The sequence below is a fragment of the Hyphomonas polymorpha PS728 genome (assembly GCF_000685315.1).
GTDB classification, from domain to species: Bacteria; Pseudomonadota; Alphaproteobacteria; order Caulobacterales; family Hyphomonadaceae; genus Hyphomonas; species Hyphomonas polymorpha.
Window position 1 is genome coordinate 146,354 of the sequence record NZ_ARYM01000006.1, and the last position, 23,214, is coordinate 169,567.

Annotated in this window: 18 protein-coding genes; 10 read left to right on the top strand and 8 right to left on the bottom strand. The window is 61.8% G+C overall.

What is annotated here, in order from left to right; genetic code table 11:
- Nucleotides 1-31: 31 nt before the first annotated feature.
- Entirely contained in the window at nucleotides 32-880 is an 849-nt protein-coding gene (locus tag HPO_RS06905) for a prolyl hydroxylase family protein (protein WP_206742134.1), read from the bottom strand.
- 271 nt (nucleotides 881-1,151) lie between these two features.
- On the opposite strand from HPO_RS06905, the gene HPO_RS06910 reads away from it, so the two are divergent.
- Nucleotides 1,152-1,814, top strand: coding sequence for a CAP domain-containing protein (locus HPO_RS06910; RefSeq protein WP_035596128.1), 663 nt, complete (start codon nucleotides 1,152-1,154; stop codon nucleotides 1,812-1,814).
- A 76-nt stretch (nucleotides 1,815-1,890) separates the two neighbouring features.
- Here the strand turns inward: HPO_RS06910 and HPO_RS19660 are convergent, their stop codons facing one another.
- From HPO_RS19660 to HPO_RS06925, 3 genes are all read right to left on the bottom strand, one after another.
- Nucleotides 1,891-2,274 (bottom strand): helix-turn-helix domain-containing protein, encoded by a 384-nt coding sequence (locus tag HPO_RS19660; RefSeq protein WP_051612387.1) that lies wholly within the window; start codon nucleotides 2,272-2,274, stop codon nucleotides 1,891-1,893.
- Nucleotides 2,275-2,453: 179 nt separating this feature from the next.
- A complete protein-coding gene (locus HPO_RS06920) occupies nucleotides 2,454-6,566 on the bottom strand; it encodes a translocation/assembly module TamB domain-containing protein (protein ID WP_035596131.1) in 4,113 nt (1,370 codons plus the stop codon).
- Complete coding sequence (locus tag HPO_RS06925; protein WP_035596134.1) at nucleotides 6,566-8,386, bottom strand: autotransporter assembly complex protein TamA; 1,821 nt, start codon at nucleotides 8,384-8,386, stop codon at nucleotides 6,566-6,568. Before HPO_RS06925 ends, HPO_RS06920 begins: the two co-directional genes overlap by 1 nt.
- A gap of 173 nt (nucleotides 8,387-8,559) precedes the next feature.
- Between HPO_RS06925 and HPO_RS06930 the strand changes: the two genes are divergently transcribed.
- A complete protein-coding gene (locus HPO_RS06930; protein ID WP_035596138.1) occupies nucleotides 8,560-9,579 on the top strand; it encodes a calcium/sodium antiporter in 1,020 nt (339 codons plus the stop codon).
- The gene (queF, locus tag HPO_RS06935) at nucleotides 9,572-10,039 is read left to right on the top strand and encodes a preQ(1) synthase (protein WP_035596141.1); all 468 of its coding nucleotides are present in this window, start codon (nucleotides 9,572-9,574) and stop codon (nucleotides 10,037-10,039) included. Before HPO_RS06930 ends, queF begins: the two co-directional genes overlap by 8 nt.
- A 56-nt stretch (nucleotides 10,040-10,095) precedes the next feature.
- Here queF and HPO_RS06940 read toward each other — a convergent pair whose 3' ends face one another.
- A complete protein-coding gene (locus tag HPO_RS06940; protein ID WP_035596143.1) occupies nucleotides 10,096-10,734 on the bottom strand; it encodes a nitroreductase family protein in 639 nt (212 codons plus the stop codon).
- Between the two features lie 138 nt (nucleotides 10,735-10,872).
- On the opposite strand from HPO_RS06940, the gene HPO_RS06945 reads away from it, so the two are divergent.
- The 5 genes from HPO_RS06945 to HPO_RS06965 all read left to right on the top strand — a co-directional run bounded on the left by HPO_RS06945 (nucleotide 10,873) and on the right by HPO_RS06965 (nucleotide 17,087).
- The gene (locus tag HPO_RS06945) at nucleotides 10,873-11,574 is read left to right on the top strand and encodes a TetR/AcrR family transcriptional regulator (RefSeq protein WP_035596147.1); all 702 of its coding nucleotides are present in this window, start codon (nucleotides 10,873-10,875) and stop codon (nucleotides 11,572-11,574) included.
- Entirely contained in the window at nucleotides 11,571-12,752 is a 1,182-nt protein-coding gene (locus HPO_RS06950) for an efflux RND transporter periplasmic adaptor subunit (RefSeq protein ID WP_051612388.1), read from the top strand. The genes HPO_RS06945 and HPO_RS06950 overlap by 4 nt, the downstream gene beginning before the upstream one ends.
- 18 nt (nucleotides 12,753-12,770) lie before the next feature.
- The gene (locus HPO_RS06955; protein WP_035596152.1) at nucleotides 12,771-15,899 is read left to right on the top strand and encodes an efflux RND transporter permease subunit; all 3,129 of its coding nucleotides are present in this window, start codon (nucleotides 12,771-12,773) and stop codon (nucleotides 15,897-15,899) included.
- Nucleotides 15,900-15,971: 72 nt separating this feature from the next.
- Nucleotides 15,972-16,781, top strand: a complete 810-nt coding sequence (gene cysE, locus HPO_RS06960) for a serine O-acetyltransferase (protein WP_035596154.1) — start codon at nucleotides 15,972-15,974, stop codon at nucleotides 16,779-16,781.
- Nucleotides 16,782-16,874: 93 nt separating this feature from the next.
- Nucleotides 16,875-17,087: a DUF3126 family protein gene (locus HPO_RS06965; protein ID WP_035596157.1), complete on the top strand. Its 213-nt coding sequence runs from the start codon at nucleotides 16,875-16,877 to the stop codon at nucleotides 17,085-17,087.
- Nucleotides 17,088-17,100: 13 nt separating this feature from the next.
- Here the strand turns inward: HPO_RS06965 and HPO_RS06970 are convergent, their stop codons facing one another.
- Genes HPO_RS06970 through HPO_RS06980 form a run of 3 tightly spaced genes read right to left on the bottom strand, consistent with a single transcriptional unit; the run spans nucleotide 17,101 to nucleotide 20,032 of the window.
- On the bottom strand, nucleotides 17,101-18,042 hold the full coding sequence (locus HPO_RS06970; protein ID WP_035596160.1) for an L-threonylcarbamoyladenylate synthase: 942 nt from the start codon (nucleotides 18,040-18,042) through the stop codon (nucleotides 17,101-17,103).
- Nucleotides 18,043-18,091: 49 nt separating this feature from the next.
- Nucleotides 18,092-19,297 carry a cytochrome b/b6 domain-containing protein gene (locus tag HPO_RS06975; protein WP_035596162.1) on the bottom strand — a complete coding sequence of 402 codons (1,206 nt, stop codon included), beginning with the start codon at nucleotides 19,295-19,297 and terminating at the stop codon, nucleotides 18,092-18,094.
- A gap of 6 nt (nucleotides 19,298-19,303) precedes the next feature.
- Nucleotides 19,304-20,032, bottom strand: coding sequence for a YceI family protein (locus HPO_RS06980; protein ID WP_035596164.1), 729 nt, complete (start codon nucleotides 20,030-20,032; stop codon nucleotides 19,304-19,306).
- Between the two features lie 121 nt (nucleotides 20,033-20,153).
- Here HPO_RS06980 and HPO_RS06985 point away from each other — a divergent pair, with 121 nt between their 5' ends.
- Together HPO_RS06985 and HPO_RS20220 are read left to right on the top strand one after the other, a co-directional pair.
- Nucleotides 20,154-21,923 carry an acyl-CoA dehydrogenase family protein gene (locus HPO_RS06985; RefSeq protein ID WP_035596178.1) on the top strand — a complete coding sequence of 590 codons (1,770 nt, stop codon included), beginning with the start codon at nucleotides 20,154-20,156 and terminating at the stop codon, nucleotides 21,921-21,923.
- An 84-nt stretch (nucleotides 21,924-22,007) separates the two neighbouring features.
- Nucleotides 22,008-23,207 (top strand): pseudouridine synthase, encoded by a 1,200-nt coding sequence (locus HPO_RS20220; RefSeq protein ID WP_084324209.1) that lies wholly within the window; start codon nucleotides 22,008-22,010, stop codon nucleotides 23,205-23,207.
- Nucleotides 23,208-23,214 lie beyond the last annotated feature (7 nt).

Below are 23,214 nucleotides of genomic sequence, written 5' to 3' on the forward strand. Positions count from 1 at the left end.
GCGGCGCCACGTGTGTGGCGCGCTGGCAACATTACATATTTATGGAGTATTCGGCGGGGAACATCTCCCCCCAGCCACGCTCGCGAAACCATTTCGTGATGACGTATTTCACGCCCGAACGGACCTTCATGCCGTGGTGGATCGTGTACGGATTGACGCTTCCATCCGGATTCAGGTTGTTCCAAATAACGGCTTTGCCCTTTTCGGGCATGATGGTTTTCTCAAGCCTGCGGAACCGGGTTCCGCCACCTTCTTCAACATCATTGAGATAGATCATGAACGTCCAGGTGCGTTGACCGGTGAACTGGCAGTGAACCTGATAGTCTCTGGTTCCCGGCAGGAAATAATCATAGTGTGCCTTGTATTCCTGTTCGACATCATACCGCTGCGTCTGGGTGGCATCGGAATAGGACCAGTGAACGCCGAGCGCTTCGGCGATGAGTTCGTCCAGTTGCATCACGAGATTGTTGCCAAGAGAACCGATGTCTGAAGAGCGCGAAGTGCGGACCTTCGGGTCTGCAAAAACATCTGTCGTTGTCGACGCACGCAGGCGTTCGTCTGTCAGGGCGATCAGCTGATCGCACGTCTCCGGCGCCAGGAAATTTGGCCAGACATAGAGCTGCGCCTTGGAAACAGGAACACGCCGGAGCAGGGGATGGTTCAGTGCGCGCCGGGTGAGGGGCGCATTGGAAAGGGCAGCATGGTCAACGTCGGAGATTGGGCGGCGGCCATCATAAGCGTCGCGCATCAGCGCGCGTATGGTGGCCTCGTCAAACCCATTCTTGATGAGCAGGCGTTTGACCTCGTGCGGCTCCACACCGGTTCTCAGGCGAACCCATGTGTAGGTCAGCCACTCATCGCTGATCGTCATGTTCGTCATCGCAGCACCATTCCTGTGGCGTGAATAGTGCAGGGATGTGACGATGAGATGACACTTGAAAACAACGTAGGCTGATTAAAAACATACCTACACGGAATATACCATATTATGTATCTCATTGACGCAAATATGTAAAATATGTATTGTGACAGTTATGTTACAGTTGAAATACAGAGCTTTGTCACTCCTCGCTCTGGCGATTGCGGCGCCAGGGGTGGCCCTTTCGGAAGCCGGTTCGCTGGCGCGTTTCTCCCCCGGAGAATCGAGCGGAATGACTTCTGCGGCAGACCGGTCGAATGTCAGTAAAGATCTCCTCGCGGCGATCGAGAGCGTCCGGCTGGATGCTGGTCTCGCGGGCTTCGCGGAGCATCAGAAACTGGCTCTCGTTGCCCAGGAGCATGCAAGGGACATGGCGCGCCGCCACTACGCAGCTGATGTCTCCCCGGAAGGGCGAACGCTGCTTGATCATGTCCGCCAGGCTGACCGGCAGACGCTTTACAGCGCGTTCGGGACGGCGATCGCCATCGTTGACGCCGGCACCAGCGCGGACACGGTACTGGCCGCGCTGATGTCGGATCCGTCCAACAAGGAAAACCTGCTGCGTTCAGGCTTCGATCATGTCGGGATCGGCGCGGTCGAGCAGGGTGGGCGGCTGTATGTTGTGCAGCTGCTGGCGCGGGTTGAAGGGCAGTTGCAGCGGCCGTTGCCTGTCAACTCGAGCGGCGCCGAGAGCCTGCGCGTGGATCTTGCTGCGCGCGGTATGACCCCGGTGAGCTGGTCGCTCAGCGACGGCGCGGGGACGACACTGCTTCGCGGCACAGGTGAGCGCATTCGCGATCCGCGCGGCACAGGAGCAGAAGGATACCTCAATCTCGATGTCGCGATGGGGCCGGACGTCTACACGCTTCGTGGACCGTATGTGCGTGTGAACTAGCTACGCAAGCGATACAGCGGCCAAGAAAAAGCCGGAGCAGGGATGCTCCGGCTTCTTTGCATTCAGGGGCGCCGAATCAATCGGCGGAGAGCGCGCGAAGAACTTTCGCCATCGTCTCAAGTTTGGCGACAGAGCTCGTGCGGTCGATCAGGGCGTGACAGCGGGCGCGCGATTCGCTCACCGGGTCTCTCGATTCCTGCGACGCGGCATCGGAGGTCTGGAACAGTTCAGCGATCGGCACGCGGAGCGCGCGGGCTACGCTGGAAAGCATCCCCGCGCTGAGGCGGTTGGTGCCGGTTTCGTACTTCTGAAGTTGCTGATGGCTAATGCCCAGTTCCTGGCCGAGTTCGGACAGGGTGAAGTTCTGAGCAATACGGAGTTCCCTGATTTTTTCGCCAACCTGCTGGTCAACCTTTGTGGGAGAGCGGGAACCAGCAGCCCGAATTTCTTCTTGCATCATTTTCCACCTTTAGGTTTTAATCTGTCTCCTAAGTGACAGGCGTTCTAGCAAGTTTTCCGGTGCATAAATTTCTGAAACGCTTGCCAAATATTTGAAACGCTGGGGAGCTTGGGCTTAACGTTCATGTCGGATGCTGGAATTCATACTGCAATCCTAATTCCAGATAATCGCCTTAAATACTAGTAATCTCGCTTCCAGCGGACGGAAATCCTTGATTCACCAGTAGAACGCGCTTCGGACGTAACTGAAATCTGAGGGCGGGGTTGCCATTCAACTTCTACAGAATTCCCAGCAGCGCCAGCGGTTGTCACCTCCAGATAGACATCCGGTGCCAGATACTGGCCCACCCCCAGTTCTGTAGTACCTTCATCACTCATGCCCAGCCGCAGGCGATCAAGGCCGAGGCCGGCCTGTATCTGGCCCAGAGGGTCAAGGCCGCCGCCCTGGCCGCTGAGGCGGGCAATGGAACTGGCCAGTTCGGCTGCTTCCAGCGCGGACAGGTCCATGACCGAGCGCCCAAACAGCATTCTTGCAAGAATTTCGTCCGCGGGCAGGTCCGGCGTGCTTGTGAGTTCGATTCGCGGGCTGGTCGGAGAGCCCGTGACATCGATTCGTGCCGAGAAACCATCCACCACACGGGCCGCGCTGATCGCCACCCTGGCGGAATCAACCGGTCCGTCGAAGGTTACGGTGCCTGCATCGAAAACAAAGGGTCGGCGCGCAAGCTCCAGCTCGCCGCGAACCAGGGTCGCGCGTCCATTGAGAAGCGGCGCGGCGGGAGAGCCGGTGACGTTGACATTGACGCCCCATTCGGAATCGAGACCTCGCCCATCAATGAAAATCCTGCGATCCGACTGGATGCGGAAATTGAACTTGATCGGCTTTTCAAGAACCGGATCAACCGGCTCGTCCGAAAGATCCTCCCGCCAGCGTACATCCAGGCGGCGGACGCCGGCGGACGGCAAATTGTCGAGCGAATACCGGGCCTCATCCACGTTGAGACTGCCGGAAATAACGCGGTCTGTTGCCGATTCGGTGAGCGCAGCCGTACCGGAAAGGCGCATACTGTCCGAATTACGGTCATATACGAGCAGCCGCCTGAGCTCGATGTCGACCTTGCCCTGGCCAGCGTCATCGAGCCGGCCTGTGGCTTTCAGCGTGCCGCCGTCTGGCCCTTGCCCGGTCGCATCCACGGCTATCGCACCATCCTCCAGGGCGGCATTGAGATCGAACCGGGCGATCCGGAAACCCATGGCGCCATATTCATAGACGCCATCGGAAACATCGACCCGCGCATCAATCTGCGGAGTCTCGAGCGTGCCTGCCAGGCGGAGGGATGAGTTGAGCGTGCCGCCGATGTCATGACCATAGGCCAGCGCAATCTGGCGAATAGCTTCAAGGTCGCCGCTGAACTTTGCGTTGCCCAGCAAGGCACCTTGATTGTTGAGGCGCGCCATCTGGCCTTCTTCGGCGATGACCGGGAGCGCAAAAGCGAAATCCCCGCCCAGGGTGGGGCCATAACTGGCGCTGCCATCAATCGAGAGCAGCCTGGCATCCAGTTTTCCGCTGACATCGAGGTCTATGGCGCCGTCCAACCCGGTCACCGGGCTGTTGCTGCGAATGTCAAAGCTTCCGGAAGGTGATCGGCCGTAAGGCCGGAACGAGCCGGCGCCATCTATCCGCGCGGAGGACACGAGCGCGCCAAAGGAGGATAGGACCGGGCTGATATCAACATTGTCGAGGGCAAATTTGAATTCAGGTGACGTGCCAACCATACCCAGGGAAATCTGGGCGGCCCCGCCAAAAATGCCAAGGTCGGCGTCCACCTCGGGCGTCTCTCCCAGCCGCCAGCGGGCGTCCCGCCGGGTTGATACCGTCTGCCCAAAGATCATGCCGCCCAGTGAAAGCGTCCCTTCCGGAGCGTCTCCCGAAACAGACGCGGTTCCAGATACCCGCATGTCCGTCTGCCGATTGCGGGCTGGGTCTTCAAGTTTTGCCGAGAACTGGTAGCCGCGTTCGGTGGTCGTAATGTCAGCGGTGACGCGCTCGAAATGCACATCTTCCGAAACCACGGTGTTGCGTGCGTCCGCGCTCATGATGATGGAGAGCGGTTCTCCGGAAGCCTGGCGCACGGAAGCATCCAGCGCAATCTGCCCGAACTCAATCCCGCTGAACACGAAATCATTTCCGGATATGCGGGCGGCTGCGTCCAGGTCGCCGGCATCAGAAAATTCGGCATGACCGCCCACCTGCAGCTGGCCCAGGAAGCCTGAAATGTCGTCAATCCGTGTCGAGCGCTCGCTGCGTTGGAGGATTGCGGAGAGGGCGATGTTCTCCTCGCCATACTGACCCGCAACCCTGACGGGGCCGTCAATGTTCGAGCCGGATTGTTCAAGCGATGTTGTAACTGAAAGCCGATCGATCCTCTGGGCGCCATTCACGATATAGCCGTCGACACTTTCTGCAGCGATGAGAAGGGTGTCACCGGGTTGAGAAATCTTTCCTCCGGTCGTGCCGAGATTTACTGTTGTGCCGCTAGTTGTCAGGTCGGCGGTCTGCTGCGCAGTGAAGTCAAGAGCGAGGCCGCTCGGGCCCGCCAGCGTACCTGACATATCCGCGCTGAGGCCCGGAAGACGGGCACGGATCATCCGTGCCGTGACGTCTCCGCCAGCAATGCGTAGGGACGCCGCCGCGTTGCCGTTTCCATTCACCAGCGCGCTGGCAGCCTCCGGCCCGGAAAGATTTCGGAGGGCAAGGTTTGTTGAAACATCTATGGATGAAAACGGCCCCTCAATACTGAGGATACCGTCTGCTGATCCCGTAAGGCTGGGAACGAAAGGGTCAATTGCCTGATCCAGGCGGCCTGCCAAAGCGAGACGGCCTTCCTTGACGTCCACGGTGCCCGCCAGGTTGAGGGAGCCTGTCTCGTGACGGACCTCGCTGTCTTGGAGGGTCAACGCCTGTGAGGAAAGATCGAAGCGCCCGTTCAGCGTGACGGAGGGCGTCGGGCCGACGGCGGCGCTGGCAAGATCGCCAATCGGGAAGGGGCCCTGCAGTTCCAGATTGCCTGTAAACGGAATGGCGCCATCGGTGAAACCTACGGTGACGCGCCCCGTGGCGGCCTCAAAAGGAAGCACTGAATCCTCTTCCGCAACAAGGCGGAGGTCGCCCACATAGCCAGCATCACCATCCGCATAGGTGAGTTCACCATTCAGCCAGATACCTGCGCCTCTTTCCCAGAACGGGCGCAGCGAGGCGAGATCCGCGCTGAGGTGGGCAGGGCCGATCAATTCGCGCCTGTCGAGATCCGCGAGGCCGGCGAGGTGTACTTCCCCCTCTGCAAGCAGGCCATCCAGTTCAAAGTTAGCTTCATTTCCGTCCAGGCGGGCAGAGAGGGAGGCTTCCGCCGAATTTCCCAGAAGCGAGATAATATCATCCGGCAACGGAAGAGATGTGGAGTCGATCTTTGCCGAAGCGCTGAGGCGGCCATTCTCCATTTTGCCCGAGAGGTAAGCCTTGTCTTCGCGGTCGATGGAGAAGCGCGCCTCGGCGACACCATTCATCAGGTCACCCGCGCCGTTGGCCTCAAGGCGTGCGGCCGAGCCCGGCTCCAGTTCGAGCATGTGAGCAAACATGCCGTCGGCTGGCGCGTCTGCAATCACCGTAATGTCAAACCGTTTCGACGCGGTCATGACGATCAGCAGGTCTACGCGGTCGCCGCGCCCTTCCAGCGGGCGCAGGCGCAGTGCGGCATCCAGCGCGCCGCTGGACTGCTGCACGAAACGCGCGCTGATCTCCGAAGCCGATTGGGGGCCGGCAACGCCGTCTGCCAGCACCAGCCTGTCAAGCACGAGCGAGTTGAGATTGACGCGCCAATTCCCGCCGCCTTCAGAAGGCGGGCGGGGCTCCCTCTCGGGCCGCTCGAATATGGAGATGTTGTCGATATCGAGTTCGGAGATATCTACTGATCGCGAAAGCAGCGACAGGGGCGACCAGCGAAGACGCAAATTCTGAGCTTCAGCCCAGACGCCGCCCTCATTGATGATCTGTATCTTGCCGACACGAAGGTCTGACAGGGGGTCTCCCCTCAGCCCCTCGATATGCAGCCGGCCATATCCGGCCACGTCCATGCCATCGATCTGGGATACGATGAAGTTCCGCCCACTGTCGGTCGTGATCCACACTCTCACGGCGCCGGCTGCGGCAACGCTGCCTGCCGCCGCAATAATTGCGCCGGTGAGCCAGGGGTGGCGCCGCCGCCAGTCCTGAAGGGGGAGTGCGGGAACCTTCATCAGAATGCTTGCCCGATAGAAACATAGATCTGCAGCGGCGCGTCCCCATCGCGCTTGCTCAGGGGCGCGGCGACATCAAACCGGATCGGGCCAAACCCCGGATAGTACCGGATGCCGAGACCGACGGACGCCTTTGCATCGCTGAAGACCGTGCCCGGATCATCGCCCGCCGCGCCGACATCCACGAAGGCGGCATAACCAAACCGCTCCGACCGCCGCCAGCGCAGTTCCGCAGACGCCGAAAAGAGGCTGCGCCCGCCAAAATACTCGCCGAACTCGTCGGTGGGTGAAAGGGACTGGTATTCGTAGCCACGCACTGTGCCGCCGCCCCCGGCAAAGAACAGCCTGTCGGTTGGCACGGCGTTGGAGCCGGCAAAGGCGCCATATTCGGCGCGGACGGCCGCGACGAGATCGCTGGCAATCTTCCGGTAGGTCGCGCCGGAGATCTGCATGCGTGTGTAGCCGGGCGTGCTGTTACCCACGGACACACCGGACTCTACAGACGCAAATCCGCGGATGCCTTCCTGCGGATCCAGCGGATCACCAACGTCTGTATACGCAGCAGTTACCGGAATGGAAAAGGTAACCTGTTCGCGTTCGCCGAGATAAATGCGCGTGCGCTGATCGGTTATGCGTGTGGCGTCTATGGCAGCGCCGATGGAGAGGGTGAGCTGGCGTGTGAAGGGCTGAGAAAGCGTTGCGGCGATCTTGGCGCCGTCCAGATCGTAAGCCTGCGTCTCCTCCTGGCGAACGCCGGCCTCTGTCGTAAGTGTGCGGCCGAAACGGCCAATATTCGGCAATTCATAAGCGGCGGTAAGGCTTCTGGCGAGGGTCGCGGCTTCCGCGCTTACGGTGACCTTGTCTGCGCGTCCGGTGATGTTGCGCTTTTCCCAGCGCGCGTCCGCGCCGACGCCTTCAGTTGTGGAGGCGCTGACACCGAAGCTGACAGAGCGAGGCTTCGCTTCGGTCAGGGTAAGGGAGACCGTATGATACCCCTCGGCATCGGGCTCTCTGGAAACGACAACGCCAATGCCTTCATAGAGACCACTGGAACGCAGGCGGCTGCGCAGCCGGTCGATGGTGCGCGGATTATAGGTTGCGCCTTCCCGCCAGGTCTTCAGAACCTGAATGGCTTTCTGGGAGCGGGGATTGGTCTCGTCACTTTCCAGTTCGCCGAGGCGGACCATCGGACCGGGATCAACCGTATAGGTTATCTCGACATTTTCTTCCTCGCGCGAGGCAAGCGCGTCGATTCCCGGGCTTGTGGCGAAAGCGTAGCCCCGCATCTGCAGGGATGTGACGAGCTCAGCCTCAACGCGCTCCACCTCCTGCGCCCTTACGATGCTTCCGGAGGGGAGCTTGGCAAGGTGGCCGTCAATGATCCTGCGTGTGTCCGGATCGACCGTTTCAGCGCCATTCAGGCTCACGGAGAGGACGGTGAAACGAGGTCCGGGGTCGACATTGAGGGCGGCGCTGGCATCCATTGCGGTGAAGTCTTCCGGGCGCACTTCGGCCGCCAGATAGCCCTCGGACGCAAGGAGGTCTTCTATGGACCGCGCGAGGGTTTGCGCGCGGTTTCGCTTTTCCAGAACGCTTCGCGGTGCGGGCTGATCCGTATTGAGCAGGGCATTGGCGCGGGCAGCGAGCGCTGGCGGGACACCAATCAGATGAAAATGACCCTGCGCGACGGACCCATTTGAGACGCCATTTCCGTTCTGCGTTCCATTAATGGAGGCACAGGCAGTAACGGCGCCCAGCAGGCAGGCGCCAGCAATCGGCCGAAGCCGACTAAATCCAGAGTTCGGAATACCGCGTATCATAGTTACCAATATTCAGCTTTCTGCCGACCTATTTCCCTGCAAGAACTGGCCCAATTATCCTGAAGGAACCGTGAAGCCCGGATATCAGCCCTCCACAGGCGAGTTTTCCGTGCCCATGTAACTCTGATGCAGGGGACAGTATAAGGTCCGGATTTCAGTGGGATTAATGATAAATGATGTATCTGATGATCGCGGCAGGTCTTGTTCTGCTGTTCGTGGGCGGGGAGGCGCTGGTGCGCGGCTCGGTCAGCGTAGCGCGCAGACTGAACATTTCTGAACTCGTTATCGGTCTGACATTGGTGGGATTCGGCACATCAGTGCCTGAGCTTGTCACCAGCCTTCAGGCTGTGGGGCAGGGGGCGGTTGGCATCTCGGTCGGCAATGTGGTCGGCTCAAACATCGCCAACGTGTTGCTGGTGCTGGCGATTGCGGTGATCTTGTCGCCCATCATTGTGCACCCCAAGGCCATCCTGCGCGACGGGCTGGTGATGGTGGCGGCGACGGCGATTCTGTGTGGGCTGCTGTGGTTTGACCAGTTCAACCGGGTTTCGGGCTTCATTCTGTTGACCATTCTCATCAGCTATCTCGTCTTTTCCCTCGTGATGGATCAGAGACGCCAGGACGAAACGGCGGTGATGCACCGGGAAGAGGGGGAGGTGGTCGACGCCCAGTATGGCCTGATGCTGGGGATCATCATTGCGGTGGCGGGCCTCATCGGCGTGGTTGTGGGCGCCAATCTGCTGGTGGAGGGCTCCGTGACACTCGCCCGGTCGATTGGCATCAGCGAAACAGTGATCGGCCTGACCATCGTGGCGATCGGCACCAGCCTGCCGGAGCTGGCAACGTCTGTGGTGGCCGCGTTCCGGAAGAAGGCGGATGTGGCGCTGGGGAACGTAATCGGGTCCAACATATTCAATATATTGGGTATTTTGGGTGTAACGGCGCTGGTTCAACCGTTCAGTGTCCGCGGGGATGCCGGGGCTTCCGCAATGGCGGGGACGGAGCCAGTCAGCATCATGAGCTCCATTGATATCGGCGCGCTCGTCCTGTCTGTCGCCCTCCTGTTCCTGTTTGCGCTGACCGGACGGAAGCTGGCGCGCTGGGAGGGGGCAGTGTTGCTCCTGGGGTATGTCCTCTATATGGGCCTGACCTTTAACCTTATACCTGTACCGGCGATCCTTCCCAATGGCTGACAACCCCATCTACCAGAAGCTCGGCCAACTCGGCCAACACACTGCGCAACCCCAAAGCCCTGAAGAGGCGCAGCTGGAACGCGTGGAAAACCCTCATTCTGATACACTTTACCTGACCCGGTTTGTGGCGCCGGAGTTTACATCGCTCTGTCCGGTGACGGGCCAGCCAGACTTTGCGCACCTGGTGATCGACTATGCCCCGGGGCCATGGCTGGTCGAATCCAAAAGCCTGAAACTGTATCTGACGAGCTTCCGGAACCATGGGGCATTCCATGAGGAATGCACTGTTTCCATTGGGAAAAGGATATTCGAGTTCACCGAAGCAAAGTGGCTGCGGATCTCCGGATACTGGTATCCCAGAGGCGGGATACCGATCGATGTGTTCTGGCAGTCCGGTGACGTTCCCAAAGGGCTTTATGTGCCTGAAACCGGGGTAGCGTCCTATCGAGGGCGCGGCTGAGCCGCTCAAATCGCGGACACTTCCGGACACTTTTGGACAAATCCGGACATTTCCGGTCAGCCGGCGGGCTTTGCCGGCCAGGCCGTGACCAGTCCCGGCAGGTCCGGACGGATACGTTCCTGCGGGTGGGCGGTAGCTGTGCCGATATAGATAAAGCCGGCAAGGCGCTCGGTTTCCTTCAGGCCCAGAAGGGCATCGACCTCTGGGCTGAACATGATCCATTCCGACAGCCAGACGCCGCCCCAGCCGCAGGCATTCGCCGCCAGCAGCAGGTTGTAGCAGAGCGCGCCTGCCGAGAGTTCCTGTTCCCAGACCGGCGTTTTGCCATCGTCGACCGGCGAGGACACCACAGCCACCACCGTAGGGGCGCGTAGGGGGAGACCAGCAGCTTCGAGAATGTCGCGGTCTTCAACGCCGGGCTTGCGGCCGGCAATATGAGCCAGTTCCTTGCCGAACTGCGCCCGCGCTTCACCTTGGAAAGTGATGAAGCGCCAGGGCGCCATCTTGCGGTGATCGGGCACGCGCACAGCAATGGTCAGCAGTTCCTGCAGTTCGCTGGCACTGGGGCCCGGCTCGCTGAGGAAGAGCTTGTTGGCGGATTTGCGCAGGGCAAGGAAGCTGCGCACGGCGTTCGCTGGCCTTGCGGCGAGAAGCGGCACGCCTGTCGGCGGGGGGGAGGGAAAAAGCTTGGTCACGCAGATGGCCTTAGCCTTCTGCGAGACATTCGCAAAGACTGATTCAGGCCAATGATTTGCTTGTCATGCAATTGAAGGCGGCGTATCACATTAATGTGAACACTGTTCACTAATTGAACGATTATCGAGGCGCCCTCTTTGGATTCCGATACCCTCCCGGACGAAAGCCCCGCAGAGCGCCGCCGCCAGCGCGTGCGCACAGCGATTCTGGACGCGGCCGAGCGCGTATTCTCCAAGGAAGGGGAATCGGGTCTCTCCATCCGCAGGCTCGCTGAGGAAATCGATTACTCGCCCGCGGCGATCTACAAGTATTTCGGCTCCAAGGAAGAACTCCTCGACGAGTTGAAGGAGTCCTTCTTCGAGCGGCTGATGTCCACTGTGGACCGGGCTGCCCTTACCACCCTGCCATTTGAGGCCCGCGTCCGGCAGTGCTTTGCAAAATACGTCGAGACTGCGATTGCGCGCCCCCACCATTATGCCGCTGCCTTCGCCTCGGCCGCTGACCCCGGCGCCGGGATGAATGGCACGGACTGTTGGGAGGATTTCGAGAAGAGCCACAAGGGCCAGGCATTCATGATCGTTGTTGGTCTGGTGCGCGAAGGGCAGGAGATCGGTGTCTTCGATACCTCCTTTGATCCCTACATTGCGGCCAAGTCTCTCTGGGCATCCATGCATGGCGTGGCGCTACTGCTGATCCACCTGCCGGGCTTTCCCGGCCTTCTGCCGCCGCCGGATCGCGGGATCGATACTGCCCGTTTTGTCCAGTTTCATGCCGGGCTGCTGTTCCGCAGCCTTTGTGCTTCCCCAGTATCGCCAGTTTGTTCCGGGCACGCCGAATGACCACCGAAACCCCTTACGATACGCCTCCCAGCCGGCGCCGCCCGACCCTTCTGAAGGCCTTGATATTCATTGTGCTGATGGCAGCGATCACGGCAGGTCTGCTGGCGGCGGCATCCCTGCTGCGCAGCAAGGAAGGCCCGAAGATTGCGACGGTTGAGCCTCAGCCTCTGGCCGTCAGCGTGTCGCCAGTGGAATATCTCACTGAACTGGACATCGAGGAGTTATTCACCGGCATAGCCGAAGCGCGGCGCACCAGCCGGCTGGGGTTCCAGACCGGCGGCCGGATCGAGCGCATCGATGTGCGCGTGGGCGATACGGTGAAGGCGGGGCAGACCATTGCCAGGCTGGACACACGCGGACTGGGCGCGCAGCTGGCTTCGGCCCGTGCGGTCGTTGAGGAAGCGCGCGCCGCCCACCAGCTGGCCCTCGATACTGCCGAGCGGCAGCGCCAGTTGCAGGCGCAGGGGCATGTCTCGGCCCAGCGCGTGGAAGAGTTCGTGGCGCAGGCCACCACGGCAATGGCGCGGGTGGAGGCTGCCAGGGCGCAGGCAGATACGCTCCGTGTCCAAATTGATTTGGCGAGCATCACTGCGCCTTACGATGGTGTGATTGTTTCCCGCTTTGCTGACGAAGGCGCCATTGCCGGCCCGGGGCAAGCCATTCTGGAGCTTGTTGAAGCAGGCGACCTGGAAGCGCGCATTGGTGTTTCCGCGCGGATTGTTCCCGAACTGGTGCCTGGCGAGACCTATACTCTCGAAGCGGAAACCGGCCCAGTCGAAGCGCCGCTGAGAAGTGTGACGGGCGTTGTGGATGCCTCTCAGCGGACGGTTGCGGCTGTGTTTGATGTGCCGGCCAGCAGCGGGGTTCCTGCAGGCTCGCTGGTGCGTCTCAAGATGCAGCGCAAGCTGCAGGAGAAGGGGTTCTGGGTGCCGCTGAAGGCGCTTTCGAGCGCCAATCGGGGCATGTGGACGGTCTATGCCGTCGTGGGGGAGGGCGACGACTGGCGGGCTCAGCCAAGGCTGGTCGAGATGGTCTATCCCGCCGGGGAGCGGGCTTTTGTGCGCGGCCCGGTGGAAGCCGGAGACCGGATAATCGTAGACGGGCTTCAGCGCGTGACGCCCGGGGCAAGGGTATTGCCGCGTGAGGTGCAGCGCGCCGAAACGGCGAATGGCGGCTGACGAAGCGGAGGGGCTGGGGTGAGTACGCTTTTCTTCCGCAACGCGCGGCTGACGATCCTGACCATACTGGTCATCCTGCTGGGTGGCCTTGGCGCACTGTTCACGCTGGCGCGGCAGGAAGACCCCACACTGGTTGAGCGCTTTGGCACGATTGTCGTGTTCCTGCCGGGCGCCGACGCAGAGCGGATGGAAGCCTTAGTGGCACAGCCGCTCGAGGCGGCGCTGATGGAGCTGCCTGAGGTCAAACAGGTGGATACCATATCCCGCAACGGGGTGGTGCAGCTTGTTCTGGATATCCAGGAAGACCTTACCGAAACAGAGGTCGACAATGCCTGGTCGCTGATCCGGCAGAAGGCCGAGCAGGCCCGCAGATCGTTCCCAGCCGGAGCATCCGAGCCGGAAGTGACCCGGCAATATGTAGGCGCGGCGACCATGATCGTTTCGCTGACATGGACCGGGGAGGGCGAGGCGCCCTTGCCGATCATGCGGCGCCTGGCGCTGGATCTTCAGGACCGGTTCCAGAGGCTGAACGCCACCGAACTGACGCAAACTTACGGAATGCCGGTCGAGGAAGTGCGCGTTGTGATGGACGCGCAGGCGCTATCGGCCGCTGGCCTGTCGTTCAGCCAGGCGGCGGGCGCGGTGCTGGCGGCGGATTCCAAGAACCCTGCCGGGCGCCTGCGAACCGAAGGCGGCACGATTGGCGTTGAGGTGCAGGGCGAGTTCACGAATATTTCCCGGATTGGCGAGGTGCCTGTGCTGCAGCGGCAGGATGGCAGTTCCCTGCGGCTGGCTGATGTGGCCCGCATCGAGAAGGGATTGCAGCAGCCTTCCACGCGCGCGGCTTACGAAAACGGGCACCGGTCTGTTCTGGTGGCGGCGTATATCTCGCCGGAACAGCGCGTCGATATCTGGTCTGAAAGTGCGCGCCGGGTTGTTTCGGATTTTTCGGTGAACATGCCGCCGGGCCTCACGGCGGAAATCGTGTTCGATCAGAGCGTCTATACCCATGACCGGCTGAGCGGGCTGGCGCAGAACCTGCTGATGTCGGCGCTGATTGTCTTTGCCGTTCTCTTCTTCCTGATGGGGTGGCGCTCGGCGATTGTGGTCGGCTTCGCGATGCCGCTCACGGTCGGACTGGTGCTGATCCTGTTCAACGTGTTCGGGCATCCGCTGCATCAGATGTCGGTCACGGGTCTCGTGATTTCGCTCGGCCTGCTGATCGATAATGCCATCGTGATGGCGGATGATGTCGACCAGTGGCGGGCCAGGGGATATGGCCGGCTTGAGGCGGTGCAGCGGAGCCTGAAACAACTGTTTGCGCCGCTGGCAGCGTCCACGCTGACGACGGTTCTGGCCTTTGCCCCGATTGCCATGTTGCCGGGCGCAGCCGGCGAGTTCATCGGCATGGTGGGGCTGTCGGTGATCTATGCGATCACGGCTTCCTTCTTCGTGTCGGTGACGATTGTTCCGGCCATGGCGGGCTGGTTTGACCGGACACGGGGCTGGGAGAAGGGCGAGGCGCGCCGGCCGAGACGCTGGTGGCGCGACGGGGTGAGTTTCGATTTCCTCTCTGACGGGTACCGCGGCACAATTGAAGCTGCGCTCCGCTTTCCGCCATTGGGGATATTCATTGGCGTCGCGCCGGCCGTGCTGGGGCTTGTGCTGACGAGCACACTGCCGCAACAATTCTTTCCGCCCACGGAGCGGGATCAGTTTCAGGTGGTGCTGAACCTGCCCTATGAGGCCGATATTGCCGATGCCGAAGCGATTACCCGCCGCGCAACGGAATTCATCCTGGCGCGTGAAGGCGTCAAGTCGGTGACCTGGGTTCTGGGGGAACCTTCGCCGCGGGTTTATTATAACGCCATCAACAATACCCAAGGGGTGGAGGGATTTGCCTCCGGCTGGGTGCAACTCGACAGCGCTGCCCGCACGCATGAGATCATCAGTGACATTCAGCAGCAGGTGCGGCAGGAGTTTCCATCCGCGCGCTTCCTGACGCTGCCGTTCGAACAGGGACCGCCTGCCGATGCGCCGATTGAGCTTATCCTGCGCGGCCCGGATATCGAGACGCTGAACCGACTGGGCAATGAGTTGCGCACACTTCTGAGCGAGACACCGGGCGTGACATATACGGTGGGCTCTCTGCAACTGGGCGCCCCGACGCTGAGGCTGAATGCAGATGAAGCCGCCGCGGCTATGGCCGGTTCGCGTCTGGCAGATCTGGCAACCAGTCTGAATACGGAGCTTGAGGGTATCCGGGCCGGGTCCATCCTGGAGGGAACCGAAGAGCTGCCCGTCCGCATCATTGGTTCGGACAGCCGGCGGCAGTCTCTGTCTGATCTTCAGTCCAAGACCATCGGCGCGATGCCGGGCATGACGGGCACCCCAATTTCGGCGCTGGGCGCTATGGAGCTGACGCCGAAAACCGGCACGATTTCGCGGCGTGACGGGCTGCGGATCAATCAGGTGCTGGCCTATCTTGATCCGTATACGCTGCCAGCGCCAACGATGGCGGTATTCCAGGAACGGCTTGAGGCGAGCGGATTCGTGCTGCCGCCCGAATATGACATGCTGATCGGGGGTGAGGCGGAAAATTCCGGCGAGGCGATAGGCAATCTGGCGAGCGTGGGTATTCCGCTGATGCTGGTGATGGCAGGAGCGATCACGCTGGTGTTCAACTCGTTCCGGATGATGCTGCTGATCGTGTCGGCAGGGGTTCTCTCGGTCTTCTATGCGTTTTTCGGGGTATGGCTGTTCAATCTGCCGTTCGGCTTCAACGCCATCGTCGGCAGCCTTGGGCTGTTCGGGATCGCGATCAACAGTTCGATTGTGGTGCTGTCCCTGTTGCAGGCGAATGAGGATGCGCTGGCGGATGATGTGATTGCGCAGCGGGAGGTGGTGGTGGACGCCACGCGGCATATCATTGCCACGACGCTGACCACGATGGCGGGTTTCGTGCCTATCCTGATGACGGGCGATACCTTCTGGCTGCCGCTTGCGGCGGGGATTGCCGGCGGGGTTGGTGGATCGGCGCTGATCGGCCTTTATTTTACCCCGGCCGTATTCCGCATCATGACGATGAAGCCTGTCCGGCGGATGTTTGGCTATCGCCCGCCGCCGCGTCAGCACCCTGCCGGATAGGCAAAAGGAATTGAAACATCGCTTTTGCGATGCCATCTCAACCCCCAACACGTTCGAAAAGAGGCAGCCAGAATGGAAAATCCCGATATCGGCGCGCCGCCCCCGGCCTGGAAAAGGCTGAGATTTGAGGCCCAGGCTGCGGCGGCAGAGGAGCCGACGCTGGCGAGCTATCTCAATGCCGCCATCCTGTCGCACGACACGCTGGGGCAGGCACTTTCCTTCCATCTCGCCGAAAAGCTCTCCGGGCCCGGCATGGGGCCGCAGCAGGTCCGGCATATCTTGGCCGCGGTTTATGATAGCGCCCCCTCGCTGATCACATATGCGGAAGCAGACATGCAGGCGGTGATCGAGCGCGACCCGGCCGCGCGGGGAATGTTGCAGCCCTTCCTGTTCTTCAAGGGATTTCTGGCGCTGCAAACTCACAGGATCGCTCATGAACTGTGGCGGCAGGGCCGGGAAACGCTGGCATTTCACTTCCAGAGCCGTGCCTCTGAGCTGTTTGACGTGGATATTCACCCGGCAGCCCGCATCGGACGCGCGGTGATGCTCGACCATGCCTCAGGGATCACCATCGGTGAGACGGCGATTGTGGGCGAGGGATGCTCGCTGCTGCATGGGGTGACCCTGGGCGGCACGGGCAAGGAAGTGGGCGACCGGCACCCGAAAATCGGGCGCGGTGTGCTCTTGTCGGTCGGCGCCAAGATCCTGGGCAACATCACCATTGGCGATGAGGCGAAGGTTGCCGCCGGCAGTGTGGTGCTGAAGGACGTACCGGCGCGTTGCACTGTGGCGGGCGTTCCGGCGAAGATCGTTTCCGGGCCTACCTGCTGCCAGCCGGCCCAGAGCATGGATCAGGCGATTCCCGAGACCTCCGCAGATTAGGCTTCACAGGGCGTTGCAGCCCATACATTGCACTGGAAGCGAAACTGACTAGGTTGCGCGCCAGCAAGTTCAGACAAAACAAGGAGTGCCGCCATGGAGCGCGAAGAAACATTGCGTCTTGAGGCATATCTCAAGGAAAAGCTTCACCCCGGCCTGCGCCTTGTGGCGCGCGACAAGGCTGCAGACTCGATGGAAGTCTATCTCGGCGCCGAGTTCATCGCCGTCGTCTACAAGGACGAGGATGAGGGCGAGACGTCCTACCAGTTCATGATGACGGTCCTCAAAGAGGACATCATGGGCGGCTGAGGCCGCCTGGCCATCAGCTATCCCGGTGCGCCGCGCGCGCCAGCCTGTCATTGATCGCCTCGCCGAGCCCTTCTTCTGGAATGGGCGCTATGGCGATGCGGTCAAACCTCATGTCCAGAGCCCGCAGCATGGCGAAAAGCTTGGTTGCCGCCTCTGCGAGGTCCCCCTCGGGGGAAAGATTGAGGCCCTCGCGCACGCCGGGCCCGAAGCCCAGATAGCCTTCGCCCGGCTCCGGCGCGTCTGCGTTGAGGCGCAGCCGCGCTTTGGGCGCATAATGCGATTTCAGCATGCCGGGCGCAGAGATGCCCGCCCCACTCGCCCGGATCAGCGGCTTGCCGATAAAGGCTTCAAGCCTGTCTGCCGGGACCGCCCCGGAGCGCAGCAGGGTGACGATATCCCCCTCCACGGCAATGATGGTCGACTCGATGCCGACATCGCAGGGGCCGCCATCAAGGATGAGCTCAATACGATCGGCGAGATCAGCGGCGACATGATCTGCCCGCGTAGGGCTGACATGGCCTGAGCGATTGGCGGATGGGGCGACCACGGGCCGGTCAAACTCCTTGATCAAGGCATTGGCTGCCATATGCGATGGGCAACGCAGGCCCACCGTCTGCAGACCAGAGCGCGCCAGATCGCAAACGGTTCCGCCGGGAATGACCGGCAGCACCAGCGTCAGCGGGCCGGGCCAGAACTCTTGCGCGAGGCTTGCCGCGAGAGGGGAAAAGACCGCCTCGCGCATCGCCATCGGCAATCCGGACACATGCGCGATCAACGGATTGAAGCGCGGGCGCCCCTTGGCCTCGTAAAGCCGCACAACCGCTTCGGGATTGGAGGCATCAGCCGCGAGGCCATAAACAGTCTCCGTCGGCATGGCGACAAGGCCGCCATCGCTGAGGATTTCCACCGCCAAAGCGAGTGTTTCAGGCAGAACGGGAACGATGGGCGCGGACATGCCGTCCCGCTTAGCACTGCGGCCAGCGGGGTCAATGAGCGGCTAGCGGTCAGTCAGTGCGTGTTGCCTGACCGGTGACCGTGACGGTGATTTCATCGGATACCCAGCTACCGCTGGCGTCGGACACCTGGCCGAGGTCAAGCGCCTTGCGGGAGAAGACGGCCTTGCCCTCCAGTGTTGCCTGGTCGCCATTGATGACCAGCTGGAAATCCAGCGGTACACTGGTTTCCTTGCCTTTGAGCGTCATGGTGGCCGTGGCGGTATAGGTGTTTTCGCCAGTATTCTGGAAGCCGGAGAGGGCGACTGATGCCTGCGGGAAGGCACCGGTGTTGAACCATTCGCCTTCGCGCAGAGTGGAATCGTAGAGCTTTGTGCCGGTCGTCACGCTGCCGGTCTCGACCGCGACATTCACAGAGGATGCCGCAAGATCATCGGGATAGAAGCTGACATCTGCAGACCAGTTCTGGAATTTTCCCCCAAACGGCTTGCCATCATAGACACCGGAGAAGCCGACTTCGGAGACGGCATAGTCGACCGACCAGTTGCCCGCCGATTCGGTAGGGGCGCCGGCCCGGTCCGCGCGGCTGCCCGAGCCGTTTGCGCCGAGGAGAGGGAGAGCGGCGATCAGCGCGAAGAGGACAAGGCTGCTGCCAAAGGCGATCATGGCGCCGCGCGCTGGCGGGGAGGGCGGCGAGGTCTTGCCGAAGAGGCCGGGGATCATCCGCTTGAGGACGCCTTCTTCTCCGCCAAACTCATGTTTCACGGCGCCGGCGACATGCAGCCCCAGCAGCACGATGATGACCCAGGCACCCTTGGAGTGGATGTTCTCCACGATGCCGTGCAGCAGCTCGTTGCCCTGACGCAGGCCGGAAGTGAAGGGCAGGTGGGGCCAGTCCACCGCCCCGAATAGAACGGTTGAAATCTGGAAGGGAGAGATGGAAACGAGCAGCCAGCCCGCCAGCGGAATGATGACCATGAGGGCGTAGAAGGCGACATGCACCGCGCTCGACAGCTTCTGTTCCCATGATTTCAGCGTTGCCGGCTCTGGTGGCGGCGGGTTGAGCAGCCGCCAGGCAATCCTGGCGACCGTCAGAAAGAGAAGCGTAATCCCCACCGACTTATGCAGCTGATAGCGGACCTCGTTGTCATCCATGTTCCAGCCAAGCCAGATCATGAAGAGGATGAGGAGTGCCATGGCCCAGTGAAGGGCGATGGCAACCGACGTATAGCGCGCTGCCGGTGAGGACGATGTCATTTGGGCTTACTCTGCCGGAGCCGGTTCTGCAGGGGCAACCACTTGCTGGAATTCGGTTTCGATAAGCACTTCCACTTCATCACCGATGTTCGGCGCGTAGGTGGCGTTGCCGAAATCCGAACGCTTCAGAACCGCTTTGGCCGAGAAACCGATCTTGTCGGCTTCTGGTGCCCAGGGAAAGTTTGCCTTGCCGTTATAGGTCACATCGAGAGTGACCGGCTTGGTCACGCCCAGAAAGGTCAGGTCGCCGGTCACCTTGCCGGTGCTGGCGGTTTCCTGCGTGATCGACGTGCTGGTGAAGGTGATCTGCGGGAACGCATCGCCATTCAGCCAGTTGGCATTGCGGGCAAGGTCTTCGTTCCAGGTGGCGTAGGGGCTGTCAGCATGACTGGCTTTGTAGTCTGCCGGATAGTCCGTTTCGACCGACAGCGGGTCAATGGTGACGGTGATGCTGTTGGCAGCCGGGTCTTCCGGGTTGAACTGCAGGGTGGCGTCGACGGTCTTGAAGCGGCCGGTGTATTTGGACAGGCCGAAGTGATTGACACGCCAGGTGACAGACGTGTGGGTCGGGTCGATGGCATAGGTGCCGGCGGCGCCGTATTCGACATCGGCGGCAGGCGCAGCGGCCTCACCAGCAGGTGCCGCTGCCGGTTCGGTGGCAGCGGGGGCTGCCGGGGTGGTTTCAGAGCAGGCCGCCAGCATAAGCGCGCTGGCGGAGATGAGCAGAAGTCGCATGGAATCAGTCCCTCCAATTGCCGTATGGGAACACACTAACTAATGCACACATCTACAGTGTGAACCTCAACTTTAACATCCGCGCCGCATATCATTTATTCAGAAACACGAAGGGATCGACATGGCTTACGAGGCTCCGGTCAGCGATATTGAGTTTGCCTTGACCGCTTTTGCGCGGATCGAGCGGCTGCAGGGCCTGCCCGGTCATGAGGCGTATGATCCCGATCTGGTGCGCCCGATCCTGGAGGAAGCCGCCAAGCTGGCGCGCGATGTGCTGGCACCGCTGAACCCGGTGGGAGACGCCCATGGCGCTGTGTTGACCGCTGACGGCGTGGTTGCGCCGCCGGGATTTGGCGACGCTTACAAGGCCTTCGTGGAAGGCGGCTGGATGGGGCTGGCGGCGCCTGAAGAGTGGGGCGGCCAGGGCCTGCCCAAGGCACTGGCGCTCGGCGTGATGGAGATGTTCCACGGTGCAAATATGGCATTCGGCCTTTGCCCGATGCTGAGCTTCGGGGCGATCGAGGCCCTGCTGGCGCATGGCACGGATGCGCAGCGCGCGGCTTATCTGCCCAAACTCGTCTCCGGCGAATGGACAGGCACGATGAACCTGACCGAACCGCAGGCAGGCAGCGATGTCGGCGCGCTCAAGACCAAAGCCGAGCCCAATGAAGATGGCAGCTATTCGATCACCGGCCAGAAGATCTTCATCACCTGGGGCGATCACGACATGGCTGAGAATATCATCCATCTCGTGCTGGCGCGGCTGCCCGATGCCCCGGCGGGATCGAAGGGCATCTCGCTGTTCATCGTGCCGAAATTCATTCTCGATGCGGAGGGGAATCCTGCTGAGCGCAATGGCGCGCGCTGCATCGGCCTCGAGAAGAAGATGGGCATTCACGGCAGCCCGACCTGCGTGATGGAATATTCTGCGGCCAAAGGCTGGCTGATTGGCGAGGCCAATCGCGGGCTGGCCTGCATGTTCACAATGATGAACTCGGCGCGCCTGAACGTCGGCCTTGAAGGCGTGGCGGTAGGCGAGGCGGCGTTCCAGACGGCATTTGCCTATGCGCAGGAACGCAAGCAGGGAACCGCCGCCGGCGTGACCGGCGCGGCGCCGATCCTGCACCATGCCGATGTGCGCCGTACGCTGACGACAATGCGGGCGAAAGTCGCGGCAGCGCGGGCGATCTGTTACGCCTGCGGTGTGGCGGCCGATCTGGCGCATAGTTCTCCGGACGCAGATGTGCGGGCGGCGGCAAAGATGCGCGAAGACCTGCTGACCCCCATCGCCAAGGCCTGGAGTACGGATGTGGGCGTCGAAGTCGCGAGCCTCGGCGTGCAGGTGCATGGCGGCATGGGCTTCATGAACGAGACGCTGGCTGCGCAGCTTTACCGCGACGCCCGGATTGCGCCGATCTATGAGGGCACCAACGGCATTCAGGCGATTGATCTGGTTGGCCGGAAATTGTCGGGCACCAAGGGCGCCTCAATGCAGGCGATGCTGGCCGAGGTCGACGAAACCGTGCGTGCGGCGCGGGCAACAAACGATCCCCAGCTTGTGCAGATTGCCGACCGGCTGAAATCGGCGTCCGCCGCATTGTCCGAGGCGAGCGACTGGATGGTGAAGACGCTGGCGGATGAACCGGAGAAAGGCCTGGCGGGCGCAACCGAATATCTGGCGCTGGCGGGCGATGTGATCGGCGGGCATTTCCTGGCCTTGGGTGCGATTGCAGCGCGGGCCGGTCAGGACATGGACCAGCGGGCACGGCAGTTGGCGCTGGCAGGGTTCTTTGCTGAGACCGCGCTGGCCTCTGCGCCGGGGCGCGTTCCAGCGATCACCGAAGGGGGCGCGCGGTTTCTGGAAGGCAGCAAAGCGCTGTTCGGGGTCTAGGCCTGCCTGCCTGCGGGGCTGTTGTTGATGGTTCGAGCGGAGCCCCGTAAGAGGGGCGCTGACCCTTTGGGAGCAAACCGGCAGATGGCCTGGACGAAGACCTATACCGGCGAAGAGCCGGTGCGCATCAACAAATGGCTGGCGCAGGAAGGCGTGTGTTCGCGCCGGGAAGCCGATGCGCTGATCGAAAAAGGCCTTATCCAACTGGACGGTAAGCCCGTTACGGTGGCCGGTGAGCGCGTCACCAAGGGGCAGACGCTGAGCCTGACGGACGCTGCCTCCAGGCGGCTGGACAATCAGCTGTCGGTGATCCTGAACAAGCCGGTGGGGTATGTTTCGGGGACTCCCGAGCCGGGCGAAATTCCGGCGATACGGCTGGTTACCGAGGAAAACCTGTCGGGCAGCGCGCATGCTATCCCGCAGCGTTCGAACAAGATGGCGCCGCTCGGACGGCTCGACAAGGATTCGCACGGACTGCTGATTCTGTCGGAGGATGGTGTGCTCGCCAAGGCAATCATTGGTCCCTTGAGCGACATGGACAAGGAATACGTTGTCCGGGTGAGGGGCGACATTACGCCGGCGAAGGTGGCGCTGCTGCGCCATGGGCTGGAACTCGACGGGCGGCAACTGCGTCCGGCGGAGGTTCAGCAGGAGCGGAACAACACGCTGCGCTTCGTCCTGAAGGAGGGACGCAACCGCCAGATCCGCAGGATGTGCGAGCTGGTAGACCTTAGAGTGCTGGATTTGCAGAGGATTCGGGTTGGCCCCATCCTGCTGGCCGGGCTGCCGGAGGGCAAATGGCGGCCACTGGGCGCGAAGGAGCGCGCGGCATTGCTGGCGGCTGGCGCTGGGGAAGAGGTGCGGGCGCGCTCGCCCCGCCGGGAGGATCGCCCGCGTGCCAGCGACGCCCCAAAGCGCGACAGATCCGGACCAGGCCGGGACGGGTCGCGGACAAATTCGGACAGAAGTGGACAATTCGGGACAAAGCCCGGACAGGGCCGGACAGATAAGCCTCGGTCCGGACCAGGAGTTGACCGCGATGGCGCAAGACCGGAACGCAAAGGCCCGAGACCCGACCGGGATGGCCCCAGACCGGATCGCGCGAGTCTAAAATCAGACCGTGCGGGCGCAAAGCCGCCGCACCCCGGCGGCAAACCCGCCCGGCCGGGCGCCAAGCCGGCAGCCGCAGCGCCCAAGGCAGACGGTAACCGGCCCTCGGCGCTGAAGGGTGACAAGTTCAAGCGCACGAAGCTCGCCCCCCGGGACCGCAAGCCGATCAAGTGATCCTTCC

Bases quoted from the DNA above. Each gene is read 5' to 3' on its own strand.
- HPO_RS06905 (WP_206742134.1), bottom strand. From the start codon at position 880: ATGACGAACATGACGATCAGCGATGAGTGGCTGACCTACACATGGGTT.
- HPO_RS06910 (WP_035596128.1), top strand. From the start codon at position 1,152: ATGACTTCTGCGGCAGACCGGTCGAATGTCAGTAAAGATCTCCTCGCG.
- HPO_RS19660 (WP_051612387.1), bottom strand. From the start codon at position 2,274: ATGATGCAAGAAGAAATTCGGGCTGCTGGTTCCCGCTCTCCCACAAAG.
- HPO_RS06920 (WP_035596131.1), bottom strand. From the start codon at position 6,566: ATGAAGGTTCCCGCACTCCCCCTTCAGGACTGGCGGCGGCGCCACCCC.
- HPO_RS06925 (WP_035596134.1), bottom strand. From the start codon at position 8,386: ATGATACGCGGTATTCCGAACTCTGGATTTAGTCGGCTTCGGCCGATT.
- HPO_RS06930 (WP_035596138.1), top strand. From the start codon at position 8,560: ATGATGTATCTGATGATCGCGGCAGGTCTTGTTCTGCTGTTCGTGGGC.
- queF (WP_035596141.1), top strand. From the start codon at position 9,572: ATGGCTGACAACCCCATCTACCAGAAGCTCGGCCAACTCGGCCAACAC.
- HPO_RS06950 (WP_051612388.1), top strand. From the start codon at position 11,571: ATGACCACCGAAACCCCTTACGATACGCCTCCCAGCCGGCGCCGCCCG.
- cysE (WP_035596154.1), top strand. From the start codon at position 15,972: ATGGAAAATCCCGATATCGGCGCGCCGCCCCCGGCCTGGAAAAGGCTG.
- HPO_RS06965 (WP_035596157.1), top strand. From the start codon at position 16,875: ATGGAGCGCGAAGAAACATTGCGTCTTGAGGCATATCTCAAGGAAAAG.
- HPO_RS06970 (WP_035596160.1), bottom strand. From the start codon at position 18,042: ATGTCCGCGCCCATCGTTCCCGTTCTGCCTGAAACACTCGCTTTGGCG.
- HPO_RS06975 (WP_035596162.1), bottom strand. From the start codon at position 19,297: ATGACATCGTCCTCACCGGCAGCGCGCTATACGTCGGTTGCCATCGCC.
- HPO_RS06980 (WP_035596164.1), bottom strand. From the start codon at position 20,032: ATGCGACTTCTGCTCATCTCCGCCAGCGCGCTTATGCTGGCGGCCTGC.
- HPO_RS06985 (WP_035596178.1), top strand. From the start codon at position 20,154: ATGGCTTACGAGGCTCCGGTCAGCGATATTGAGTTTGCCTTGACCGCT.
- HPO_RS20220 (WP_084324209.1), top strand. From the start codon at position 22,008: ATGGCCTGGACGAAGACCTATACCGGCGAAGAGCCGGTGCGCATCAAC.